This is a genomic window from Micromonospora sp. NPDC005257 (assembly GCF_042872445.1).
Taxonomy (GTDB): domain Bacteria; phylum Actinomycetota; class Actinomycetes; order Mycobacteriales; family Micromonosporaceae; genus Micromonospora.
Genome location: NZ_JBIAKL010000010.1, coordinates 310963 through 321835 on the forward strand (window position 1 = coordinate 310963; position 10873 = coordinate 321835).

At 72.4% G+C, this 10873-nt stretch carries 13 protein-coding genes; 6 read left to right on the forward strand and 7 right to left on the reverse strand.

The genetic code is table 11. From position 1 onward, the window contains the following. Positions 1–139: 139 nt before the first annotated feature. Both ACFYO8_RS22595 and mca read right to left on the reverse strand, forming a co-directional pair. Positions 140–424 (reverse strand): hypothetical protein, encoded by a 285-nt coding sequence (locus ACFYO8_RS22595; RefSeq protein ID WP_354864995.1) that lies wholly within the window; start codon positions 422–424, stop codon positions 140–142. Positions 425–472: 48 nt separating this feature from the next. Next, positions 473–1354: a mycothiol conjugate amidase Mca gene (gene mca / locus ACFYO8_RS22600; protein WP_354864994.1), complete on the reverse strand. Its 882-nt coding sequence runs from the start codon at positions 1352–1354 to the stop codon at positions 473–475. Between the two features lie 241 nt (positions 1355–1595). On the opposite strand from mca, the gene ACFYO8_RS22605 reads away from it, so the two are divergent. Then, entirely contained in the window at positions 1596–2030 is a 435-nt protein-coding gene (locus ACFYO8_RS22605) for a DUF4307 domain-containing protein (RefSeq protein WP_355047160.1), read from the forward strand. A 141-nt stretch (positions 2031–2171) separates the two neighbouring features. After that, a complete protein-coding gene (greA, locus tag ACFYO8_RS22610; protein WP_354864991.1) occupies positions 2172–2672 on the forward strand; it encodes a transcription elongation factor GreA in 501 nt (166 codons plus the stop codon). A gap of 153 nt (positions 2673–2825) precedes the next feature. Here greA and ilvA read toward each other — a convergent pair whose 3' ends face one another. The 5 genes from ilvA to ACFYO8_RS22635 all read right to left on the reverse strand — a co-directional run bounded on the left by ilvA (position 2826) and on the right by ACFYO8_RS22635 (position 8700). Further along, complete coding sequence (ilvA, locus tag ACFYO8_RS22615) at positions 2826–4046, reverse strand: threonine ammonia-lyase (RefSeq protein WP_355014911.1); 1221 nt, start codon at positions 4044–4046, stop codon at positions 2826–2828. Further along, a complete protein-coding gene (locus tag ACFYO8_RS22620) occupies positions 4043–4933 on the reverse strand; it encodes a DUF4328 domain-containing protein (RefSeq protein WP_355047161.1) in 891 nt (296 codons plus the stop codon). The genes ilvA and ACFYO8_RS22620 overlap by 4 nt, the downstream gene beginning before the upstream one ends. A 50-nt stretch (positions 4934–4983) precedes the next feature. Then, entirely contained in the window at positions 4984–6396 is a 1413-nt protein-coding gene (locus ACFYO8_RS22625) for an amidase (RefSeq protein ID WP_355047162.1), read from the reverse strand. 16 nt (positions 6397–6412) lie between these two features. Then, complete coding sequence (locus ACFYO8_RS22630) at positions 6413–7555, reverse strand: cystathionine gamma-synthase (protein ID WP_387257491.1); 1143 nt, start codon at positions 7553–7555, stop codon at positions 6413–6415. 98 nt (positions 7556–7653) lie between these two features. Beyond that, positions 7654–8700, reverse strand: a complete 1047-nt coding sequence (locus ACFYO8_RS22635; protein WP_387257492.1) for a YncE family protein — start codon at positions 8698–8700, stop codon at positions 7654–7656. 249 nt (positions 8701–8949) lie between these two features. On the opposite strand from ACFYO8_RS22635, the gene ACFYO8_RS22640 reads away from it, so the two are divergent. The 4 genes from ACFYO8_RS22640 (at position 8950) to ACFYO8_RS22655 (ending at position 10761) form a co-directional block, all read left to right on the forward strand. After that, entirely contained in the window at positions 8950–9363 is a 414-nt protein-coding gene (locus tag ACFYO8_RS22640; protein ID WP_387257493.1) for an HIT family protein, read from the forward strand. Between the two features lie 76 nt (positions 9364–9439). Then, entirely contained in the window at positions 9440–10099 is a 660-nt protein-coding gene (gene msrA, locus ACFYO8_RS22645; RefSeq protein ID WP_387257495.1) for a peptide-methionine (S)-S-oxide reductase MsrA, read from the forward strand. A 90-nt stretch (positions 10100–10189) separates the two neighbouring features. Then, positions 10190–10474, forward strand: a complete 285-nt coding sequence (locus tag ACFYO8_RS22650; RefSeq protein ID WP_387257496.1) for a type II toxin-antitoxin system Phd/YefM family antitoxin — start codon at positions 10190–10192, stop codon at positions 10472–10474. Further along, positions 10471–10761, forward strand: coding sequence for a type II toxin-antitoxin system RelE/ParE family toxin (locus ACFYO8_RS22655; protein ID WP_387257498.1), 291 nt, complete (start codon positions 10471–10473; stop codon positions 10759–10761). The genes ACFYO8_RS22650 and ACFYO8_RS22655 overlap by 4 nt, the downstream gene beginning before the upstream one ends. The last annotated feature ends 112 nt before the right edge of the window (positions 10762–10873 follow it).

Consider the following 10873-nt stretch of genomic DNA (forward strand, 5'->3'; position numbering starts at 1 on the left):
GCCGGTGCTGCCATCGACATCGGCGTACCCCTTCCGCACAGGGTCCCGGGGCCTGACGGTCCCCCCGGCGGAAGGCTAAGCCAAAGCCGGTGGTCGCAACAGAGGGCGACGACCGGCTTCGACGTGATTCACGCGGTGTTCAGCTGTTGCGGCGCTGCTCGGAGCCGGTTGACGCGTTCGTGGGTGAATCCTGCTCGACGAGCCCGTCTGTCGGATCGACGACTGCGGAATCGGCCCGTCCCGGGCCGCCCTGCTGCGGGAAGCGGTCGGGCAGCCGGCGCAGCCGGGCGTTCATGTTGCGGATCAGCAGGACGGTGACGGTGGCCAGCGCGACGATGAGGAAGAGGCCCATCGGACCGGCCAGACCACCCGTGCGGGTGTCACCGAAGTTGTTCTGCGCGAGCACCTCGACGGTGGTCAGCATGGTGTTCCTCCGATGTGCGGCTGCGCACCAGGGTAGACCCCGACCAGGTCAGTGGGCACGGCACGCCTCCCGTACGCCCGCGAACAGGTCGGACTCGGGCAGCGGGCTGTCGACCAGTGACCGGGCGAGTTGGAAGTCCTCCGTCGGCCAGGCGCGCTGCTGCAGCTCCATCGGCACCTGGAACCAGAAGCCGTCCGGGTCGATCTGGGTGGCGTGCGCGCGCAGCGCGTCGTCGCGGACCGTGAAGTAGTCGGCGCACTCGACCCGGGTGGTGATCCGGGCGCCCTTGTCGGGGCGCTCGTCCCACCGCTTCATCCAGTCGCCGTACGGCGATTCGAGCCCGGCGGCGAGCACCGCCTCGTGCAGGCTCATGATCTTGGCGCGGGAGAAGCCCACGTCGTAGTAGAGCTTCAGCGGCTGCCACGGCTCGCCCAGCTCGGGGTGGCGATCCGGGTCACCGGCCGCGTCGAACGCCGCCACGGTGACCTTGTGGGTCATGATGTGGTCCGGGTGCGGGTAGCCGCCCTCCTCGTCGTACGTGGTGACGACGTGCGGGCGGAACTGCCGCATCAGGCGCACCAGCGGCGCTGCGGCGACGTCCACGTCCTGGAGCGCGAAGCAGCCCTCCGGCAGCGGCGGCAGCGGGTCGCCCTCGGGCAGCCCGGAGTCGACGAAGCCGAGCCACGCCTGCTCGACGCCGAGGACGGCCCGGGCCGCGTCCATCTCGGCCCGCCGGATGTCACCGATGTTCGCCCAGACGTCGGGGCGGTCCATCTTGGGGTTGAGCACACTGCCCCGCTCGCCACCGGTCGCGGTGACGACCAGGACGTCCACCCCCTCGGCGACGTATTTCGCCATGGTGGCCGCACCCTTGCTCGACTCGTCGTCGGGATGGGCGTGCACCGCCATGAGACGCAGCTTCTCTGCCACCTTCGGCGCTCCTCGTCTGTGCCCGCCGACCGACCCGGGCCGGGCGGCTGACCTGCCGGAATCTTCCCCCGCGCCCGCGAAAGCCCCCGTGACGGCCGGTCGGGGGCCGCCACCGGAGTGGCCAGGGCCACGCCCGCCGGTCCAAGCCGACCTGCCATCCTTGACTCAGCGCCGGGCTGGGAAGATGGACCTAGCCATTCTTGCCGATGCCGCCGACAACAACGCCAGGAGACAGCCGCCGGTGAGCGAGACGCACGCCACAGTCGCCGCGGAGGCCCCGGCCTTCCCGCCGGGCCGCTACGGCCGCCGCCGGGAGCCGGGACGCCGCCGGCCGCTCCTGCTCGCCCTGACCGTCACGGTTCTGCTGGCAGTCCTCGGGCTCGGCGCGGCGAAGCTCTACTACCAGTACGGCGACCCGGAGTACCAGGGCGAGATGATCAGTTACTCCGACATCACCGACTCCCGGGTGATGGTCGACTTCCGGGTCACCGTGCCGCCGGGCGGTTCGGCCACCTGTCTGCTGCGGGCCCGCTCCCACGACGGGGCCCAGGTGGGCAGCGCGGAAGTCACCGTGACGGCGGAGCCCGGCCAGCGCCACATCCGTACCCGGCAGGAGGTGCCCACGAGCGCCCGGCCGTTCATCGGCGAGGTCCTGCGCTGCCGGCCGGCCGGCTGACCCGGACCGCCGGCGAGTCGCCGGCAGCCACACCCCGGCCCGCCGCCACCCGGGGTGATTGATCACACCTCGACGTGTACCGCACTGGTAGCCTTGCAAGTTCACCTGTCAGCCAGTCCGCACCAATCGAGGAGATCGCCTGTGTCCACACATGGAAACAAGGCGCCCGCCACCTGGCTGTCCCAGGACGCCTACGACCGTCTGCAGGCCGAGCTCGACGAGCTGATCGCCAACCGGCCGGTCATCGCCGCCGAGATCAACGCCCGGCGCGAGGAGGGCGACCTGCGGGAGAACGGTGGCTACCACGCCGCCCGCGAGGAGCAGGGCAAGGCCGAGGGCCGCATCCTCTACCTCAAGGAGCTGCTGCGCACCGCCAAGGTCGGTGAGGCTCCGGACACCGACGCGGTGTCGCCGGGCATGGTCGTGAAGATCTACTTCGACGACGACGCCGACGACAGCGAGACGTTCCTGCTCGGCTCCCGGGAGATCGCCGCCACCACCGACCTCACGGTCTACAGCCCCGAGTCCGCGCTCGGCAAGGCCATCCTCGGCGGCAAGGCGGGGCAGACCTGCACCTACACCGCGCCCAGCGGCGCCGATATCAAGGTGACCATCGTCTCCTTCGAGCCGTACAGCGGCTGACCCTTCCGGACCCGCGCCGGATGGCTCGGGTCCCGAACCCGACCGAGGCTGACAGGCCCTCCTCGGACCCGAGCCGCACACCCGAACGCCCCGACCGGATCATCCGGCCGGGGCGTTCGCGTTCCGCCGTGCGCCTCGCGTTTCGCCGAGGACTCAGCCCTCGCCGGTGAAGACCACCTGGTAGCCGCTGGCCCGCAACGCGCTGATCAGCGTGTCCGAGTGCTCCACCCCGCGGGTCTCCACGGACAGGGCCACCTCCACCTCGCCGAGGCGCAGGTGCGGGTTGGCGCGCTGGTGCACCACGTCCACCACGTTGGCGCGGTGCTCGGCGATCTCGCCGAGCAGGGAGGCGAGCTGGCCGGGCCGGTCCGTGCAGCGCACCGTGATCCGCAGGAAACGGCCGGCCGCCGCCAGGCCGTGCTCGATCACCCGGAGCATGAGCAGCGGGTCGATGTTGCCGCCGGAGAGCACCGCGACCACCGGCGTGGTCACCTCCACCGCGCCGGCCAGCAGCGCCGCCACGCCGACCGCGCCGGCGGGCTCGACGACCTGCTTGCCGCGTTCCAGCAGCATCAGCAGCGCCCGGGAGATGTCCTCCTCGGAGACCGTGACAACCTCGTCGACGAACTTGCGGACGTGCGTGAAGGTCAGCTCGCCCGGACGGCCGACGGCGATCCCGTCGGCGATCGTCGCGAACGAGGGCAGCCGTACCGGCTCGCCGGCCCGCAGCGAGGGCGGAAAGGCGGCGGCGCTCGCCGCCTGGACCCCGATCACGCGTACGTCGGGACGCAGCGCCTTGGCCGCCACCGCCATCCCGGAGACCAGCCCGCCACCGCCCACCCCGGTCACGATGGTGCGCACGTCCGGGCACTGTTCGAGGATCTCCAGCGCCACGGTGCCCTGCCCGGCGATCACGTCCGCGTGGTCGAACGGGTGGATGAACACCGCACCGGTCCGCTCCGCGAACGTCTGCGCCGCGACGAGCGACTCGTCGACCGTGTTGCCGACCAGCTCGACGTGCGCGCCGTACCCCTTCGTGGCGGCGACCTTCGGCAGCGGCGCGTTGACCGGCATGAAGACGGTGGCGTGCGCGCCGACCAGCCCGGCGGCGAGCGCCACCCCCTGGGCGTGGTTGCCGGCGCTCGCCGCCACCACGCCGCGGGACCGCTCCTCGGCCGAGAGCCGGGAGATCCGCACGTACGCGCCGCGCACCTTGTACGACCCGGCGCGTTGCAGGTTCTCGCACTTGAGCCAGACCGGCCCGCCGAGCGCGGCGCTGAGCGGCCGGGACGGCTCCAGCGGGGTGGTACGGGTGACACCGGCGATCAGCTCCCGCGCGGCCTGCACGTCGGCGAGGCCGACCAGTTCCGTCATGCCCCGATCGTGCCACCCGGACCCGGTGGGATTTGCGTCGACGTGGCCGACGGCGCGGGCGGCACCGGCGCGACGGGAGCGGCCCAGCCCGGGTGCCCCGGCCACGCCTGCTGACCGGGCCACGCCGGCACGGCCCGCGCGAGCCGGTCCTGCTGGGCGGACGAGATCCGGCGGATCAGCACGATGAACGCGATGCCGGCGACCAGGCAGGCCACCGCCGGCACCAGCCGGGGCGCGAGCGCCTGCTCGTAGAAGCGCACGTACGTGCCGAACTCCACGTCGTTGCGGGGCAGCTCGGTCAGCCGGTCGTAGCGCTGCTGCTCGGCCCGGGCGACGAACCGGTCACCGATCAGGAACACCAGCCAGCTCACCCACCACACCCCGACCAGCCACGACTGGCGGCGCCGCCAGACGCTGTTGCGGAGCAGGTCGGCGAGCACCCGGGCCGGTACGACGAGGTTGACCAGCGGCACAAGCCAGCCGGCGATCGCCCACGCCGGGCTGAGGTTCGGCACCGCGCCCGGGAAGGCGTCCAGGTTCTTGCGGGTCCGCCAGGTCCAGATCACCACGAGTGTCCCCGCGGTCAGGAGGGCGAGCAGGTAGGGCAGGGTGATCAGCACCTCGGCCAGCACCGCACCGAGCAGCACGTCCCGGTCGAGCTGCTCGGCGGCCGAGCGGGCCATCCGCACCCCCACCAGCGGGGACAGGACCGTCAGCAGGTAGCAGAGGGTGGCGGCGCCGACCGCGAACGCGCTGGCCACGGCCAGGCCGCGTACGCCGTACGTGGGCGCGCCGGGGGTAACGGCGGGCTGACCGACGCGGGTGCCGCAGCGCTGGCACTCCTCATAGGCCGGGGACGTGGCGTCCCCGCAGGTCTGGCAGTGCATCGGGGACCGTCCGAGGTGGTGTGCGACAGGGGTCCGCACACGCTAGACGATCAGGCGGTGGCCGGTGACCCCGTTCCGACACGGGGATAGCCGGGCGCGTGCCGGGCCCACGGCGCCTGCATCTCGAACTGGCCGGCCACGCCGAGCAGCAGCAGTTCGGAGCCGGGCGGACCGACGAACTGCACGCCCACCGGCAGGCCGTCCGGGCGGCGGCCGACCGGCACCACGATCGCGGGCAGCCCGGCGATGTTCCACGGCGCCGCGTACGGGGCGTACCTGATGTTCGCCGACATGTTCGCCAGCCAGGAGCGGCCGGACCACCCGACGGCCTCCGGCGGCGGCCCAGCCAGCGCCGGGGTGAGCAGCAGGTCGATCGAGTTGTCGGCGAAGAAGTTCACCGACCGTTCGCGCCAGGCGGCCCGGTCGGCCTCCCGCACGTACCCCCGGCGCTGCGCCCACTCGCCGAGCGTGACGTGCCGGCGGCTGCGCCGCTGGAGCTGACGCGGCGCCACCCCGGCGGCGCGCACGTCGGCGGCGGCGGCCGCGAACCAGGTGGCGATGCCCTGCAGGCCGAGCCGGGTCGGGTAGACCGGGTCGGTGGGCACCGTGTCGTGGCCGGCGGCGGCCAGCAGCCGGCCGGCGGCGGCGACCGCGTCCCGGTTCGGCGCGTCCGGCGAGACGCCGCGTACCGGGGAGCGCAGCGAGACGCCCACCCGCAGCCGCGCCGGCGGGACCAGCTTGTCCGGCCGGCGCCCGGCCAGCACCGAGAAGCCGACCACCGCGTCGGCGACCGTGCTGGTCAGCATGCCGTGCTCGGTGAGGCCGAACCAGTCGTCCGCGCCGAGCTGGCACGGCACCACGCCCCGGCCGGGCTTGAGCCCGACGAGGCCGCAGCAGGCCGCCGGGATGCGGATCGAACCGAGGCCGTCGTTGCCGTGGGCCATCGGCACCAGCCCGGCGGCCACCGCGGCGGCCGCGCCGCCGGACGAGCCGCCGGGGGTACGCGCCTTGTCCCACGGGTTGCGGGTCACTCCGGTGTCGTCGTCGGTGAGGGCCCACAGGCCCAGCTCCGGCATCCGGGTCACACCGAGGATGACCGCGCCCGCGCCGCGCAGCCGCCGGACCACCTCGTGGTCGGCCTCCGCCACCTCGGTACGCATCGCGGCCGACCCGTTCCAGGTGGGCAGGCCGGCCACCGGCGTGTTCTCCTTGACCGCCACCGGCACTCCGGCAAGCGGCAGGTTCGCCAGTTCCTCCTGCTCGTCGACCTTCTCCGCCTCGGTGATCGCCTCGCCGCCGCGTACGGTGCGGAACGCGCCCAGCTCACCGTCGACGCGGTCGACGTGGTCCAGATGGTCGGCGACGACCTGGGTGGCGGACACGTCGCCACGGCGGACCGCCCGGGCGATCTGTTTCGCGGTCGTCCCGACCCAGCTCGTCGGCAAGATCTCCGGCACTGCCACCCTCCCCAGCCAGCGGTCAGCCCAGGGCCTGCTCCAGATCGGCGAGCAGGTCGTCGACCGTTTCGATGCCGACAGACAGTCGCACGAGATCGGCGGGAACTTCAAGCGGCGAGCCGACAGCGCTCGCGTGTGTCATCCGGCCCGGGTGCTCGATCAGGGACTCGACGCCGCCGAGCGACTCGGCGAGCACGAACAGCCGGGCCCGGTTGCAGATCTCCACGGCGTGCTCCTCGCCGCCCGCCGCGCGGAACGAGATCATGCCGCCGAAGCGGCGCATCTGCTTGGCGGCCACCTCGTGGCCCGGGTGCGACGGCAGGCCCGGGTAGAGGACCTGGGCGACCTTGGCGTGCTTGTCCAGGTAGGCCGCGATCCGCTCGGCGTTGTCGCAGTGCCGGTCCATCCGTACCCCGAGGGTCTTGATGCCGCGCAGCGTGAGCCAGGCGTCGAACGGGCCGTTGACCGCGCCCATCGCGTTCTGGTGGTAGCGCAGCTCCTCGCCGAGCGCGCGGTCCGCCGCGACGAGCGCGCCGCCGACCACGTCGGAGTGTCCGCCGACGTACTTGGTGGTGGAGTGCACCACCACGTCCGCGCCGAACGCGATCGGCTGCTGGAGGTACGGCGAGGCGAACGTGTTGTCGACCACCAGCAGCGCGCCCGCGTCGTGCGCCACCGCGGCCAGCGCCGCGATGTCGGCGATGCCGAGCAGCGGGTTCGTCGGCGTCTCCACCCAGACGATCCGGGTGGCGCCCGGGCGGATCGCGGCCCGCACGGCGTCCGGGTCGGAGACCTTCGCCGGGGTGTACGCCAGACCCCAGCGCTCGGCCACCTTGGCGAACAGCCGGTAGGTGCCGCCGTACGCGTCGTCCGGGATCACCACGTGGTCGCCCGGCTTGCAGACGGTCCGCAGCAGCGTGTCCTCGGCGGCGAGGCCGCTGGCGAAGGCGAGCGCCACCGGGCCACCCTCCAGCGCGGCAAGGCACTCCTGGAGCGCGTCCCGGGTGGGGTTGCCGGAGCGGCTGTACTCGTAGCCCTCGCGGGGCGCGCCGACGGCGTCCTGGGCGTACGTGCTGGTCTGGTAGATCGGCGGAATCACCGCGCCGGTGCGGGCCTCCGGGTCCTGGCCGGCGTGGATGGCGAGTGTCTCGAAGCCGTGGCTCATGCCCGGAAGGCTAGTCCCTGCGGCTGGCCCCGGTACGTGATGTCCCCGTCAGGGGTGCCGCGCCGCCCCCACCCGGCGGCGGGAGCGGCGCGGGACGGTCAGGCCGCCGGCACCGGCAGCACGTGCAGGATGGCCGGCCGGGCGCCGGTCCAGTCCGAGGTGATCGCGTAGAGCCGGGCGCCGTTGGGAGACCAGGCCAGCCCTCCGGGTACGAGGTCCGCGCCCAGCTCGAACCGGGCCTGCTCGGTGCCGTCCAGCCCGAACACGAACACGTCCGGGTCGTAGGAGGCGTCGGCGCCGCCGGCCACCCGGGTGCCGTCCCGGGTCAGCTCGACCGCGTTGGGGTAGGCGCCGGTCCGGAACGTCGCCGTCGGGGCGGTGATGGCGGCGAACGGGAACGCCTGCACCTCGTACGGAGCGCCGGAAGCGGTGTAGACGGTGTCGCCCGCGGGGTTCAGGGCGATGTCCCGCAGGTTGCTGCCGACTGCCATGAAGTCGTTCGTCCGCAGGAAGCTGAGCGCGCCGCCGGTGCCGATGCCGTAGGCGTCGACCGACGCCGGGCTGACCCCCGGCTGTCCTGCCAGCAGCACGGTGCGGTTCTGCTGGGCGGCGGTCACGAACGGTGCGCCGTAGTAGCTCTCCCGGGCCAGGCCGGTGGTCAGGACGGCCGGCTGACGGCCCAGGTCGAGCCGGCCGATGTTGCCGTCCCACCCGCCGCAGCCGTAGCCGAACCACAGGAAGCGACCGGTCAGCGCGAGCGAGGAGGGACAGCCGGCCGCGCCGGTGTCGAAGCGGGCGAACTCGGTGAGCGTGCCGGTGTTCACCGCCGCGATCGCGTTCGCCGACGGCAACGCCACGTAGAGCGTCTGCCGGTCCGCGCTGAGCTGGAGGTCGGTCGGGCCGGGCAGGCCGGACAGAGTGCTGACCAGGTCGCCGTTCGCCGCGGTCACCACCACGTCGGTGGAGTTCCGGCCGCCGCTGACGAAGATCCGGTCGCCGGTCGCGACGACGTCGGCGGCGTCGGCGATCGGCAGGGGTACGGCCCGGGGCGCGGCCGCGGCGGAGGCGGACACGCCGGGTACGGCGGCGAGCAGCGTGCCGGTGAGCGCGGCCATGGCCAGCGCGAGGCGTCTGTCGAGGCGCAAGGGTGTTCCCTTCACGAGGTCGACCGCGGCGGTGGCCACGGCCGGGTGGGGTGCCGGAACGCCTTCGGAGGCGGGTCGGCGAGCACACCGGACGGGGACCGGGCCGGTCCCGTCGCGCGTCAGCACCATCGCCCCCGAGCGTGCTGATCCAGACCTGTGAATAGTTACCACACTCGCTGGGTGCCGTGGGGGCGGTGCGCCCGTCCGGGCCGCCGCGCGCGGCGGCCCGGACGGGCATACCCTGCCCGGATGAGCGGGTGCGTGTTCTGCGGGATCGTGGCGGGTGAGGTGCCGGCCTTCCGGGTGACCGACGAGCCGGACGGGGTCGCGTTCCTCGACACCCGGCCGGTGTTCAAGGGCCACGTGCTCGTGGTGCCCCGCACCCACCTGGTCACCCTGCCCGACCTGCCGGGCGACGCGCTGCCGGGCTACTTCCGGCTGGTGCAGCGGATCGCCGTGGCGGTGGAGACCGGTCTGGATGCCGGTGGGACGTTCGTGGCGATGAACAACCGGGTGTCGCAGTCCGTACCGCACCTGCACACCCACGTGGTGCCCCGGACCAGGGGCGACGGGCTGCGCGGCTTCTTCTGGCCGCGCACCCGGTACGCCGACGACGCCGAGGCGGCGGACTTCGCCGGCCGGATCTCGGCGGCGCTGGCCTGACTGCGGCGCGGGCGGGTAAGGAACCGAGGGCCGGCGCTGTTGCACACGCTGGGAAAGCCACGAGAGGAGTCCCACCGTGTTCCTCCGCCGCATGAAGGCCGAGATGATCTCTCCTGACCAAGCTCTGCCGGGCCGCCTGATCGCGATGCCGATCGCCGACCGGCACGAGGTGCTGCCCGCCTCGCTGAAGGGCCCGTTCCCCGAGGGCGCGCAGGTCGCCGTCTTCGGCATGGGCTGCTTCTGGGGCGCCGAGCGGCTGTTCTGGACCCTCCCCGGCGTGATCACCACGTCCGCCGGTTACGCGGGCGGCTACACCACCAACCCGACGTACGAGGAGGTCTGCTCGGGCATGACCGGGCACGCCGAGGTGGTCCAGGTGGTCTACGACCCGTCGAAGATCGCCTACGAGGATCTGCTCAAGGTCTTCTGGGAGAACCACGACCCGACCCAGGGCATGCGCCAGGGCAACGACGTGGGCACCCAGTACCGCTCGGCGATCTACACGACGACCGACGAGCAGCTCGCCGCCGCGAAGGCGTCCCAGGACGCGTTCGCGCCGATCGTGGCCCGGGCCGGCAAGGGTGAGATCACCACCGAGATCGCCCCGCTCGGCGACTACTACTTCGCCGAGGACTACCACCAGCAGTACCTGGCCCCGACGAAGAACCCGAACGGCTACTGCAACCACGGACCGAACGGGATGTCCTGCCCGGTAGGGGTCGCGAAGACCATCTAGCCATCACAGGCCACCGGGCGGCTTACGGCCCGGTGGCCTCGGCCGGAATTCTGTACAGACTTCGCGCCAGAATCTGCCTATGCTTCGAGCATGACTGCCGTGCCGTTCACTGATGCCCGCAACCGCCTTTCGGAACTCATCGACGAGGTGGTCTCGACCCATGAGCGGATAGAGATCACCAGGCACGGCCACGCCGCCGCTGTGCTCATTTCCGCGGACGACCTCGCCGCATTGGAGGAGACCCTGGAAGTTCTCTCCAGTGCCGAGGCCATGCGGCAACTTGGCGAATCCAAGGCCGCAGTCGAAGCCGGTGACGTCCTCGACGCCGACGAACTCGCAGCACTGATGGCAAAGCGATCGAAGCAGGCAAGGTGACCAGTCCGGACCCCGGCCGCTACCGACTTCAGGTCACCGGCCCGGCCGCACGCGCCTTAGCCGGACGGCTACCAGAGAAGATCTCCGCCGCCGTCTACGAGTTCATCACCACCGCCCTCCTCGACAACCCGCATCGCGTCGGCAAACGACTTCCTCTGCCGCCGTTCGAAGGCACCTGGTCGGCCAGGCGCGGCACGTACCGCGTCCTCTACGAGATCGACGAGGACGACCGCGTCGTGATCGTGACGGCCATCGAGCACCGCGCCGACGCTTACCGGTCGCGTTGATTCAAGGCGGGAATCAGTGAGCCATTTTCATCGTGATCAAGGGCTCCTGAGCAGGCGCTCAGCGGCGTGTCGCTGCTCCAGATAGGACGAAGCTCCCGGTAGGACAGCAGTC

What these genes read in the sequence shown, in the direction of transcription:
- ACFYO8_RS22620 (WP_355047161.1), bottom strand. Translation starts at nt 4,933, where the DNA reads ATGCACTGCCAGACCTGCGGGGACGCCACGTCCCCGGCCTATGAGGAG.
- ACFYO8_RS22630 (WP_387257491.1), bottom strand. Translation starts at nt 7,555, where the DNA reads ATGAGCCACGGCTTCGAGACACTCGCCATCCACGCCGGCCAGGACCCG.
- ACFYO8_RS22595 (WP_354864995.1), bottom strand. Translation starts at nt 424, where the DNA reads ATGCTGACCACCGTCGAGGTGCTCGCGCAGAACAACTTCGGTGACACC.
- ilvA (WP_355014911.1), bottom strand. Translation starts at nt 4,046, where the DNA reads ATGACGGAACTGGTCGGCCTCGCCGACGTGCAGGCCGCGCGGGAGCTG.
- ACFYO8_RS22640 (WP_387257493.1), top strand. Translation starts at nt 8,950, where the DNA reads ATGAGCGGGTGCGTGTTCTGCGGGATCGTGGCGGGTGAGGTGCCGGCC.
- ACFYO8_RS22650 (WP_387257496.1), top strand. Translation starts at nt 10,190, where the DNA reads ATGACTGCCGTGCCGTTCACTGATGCCCGCAACCGCCTTTCGGAACTC.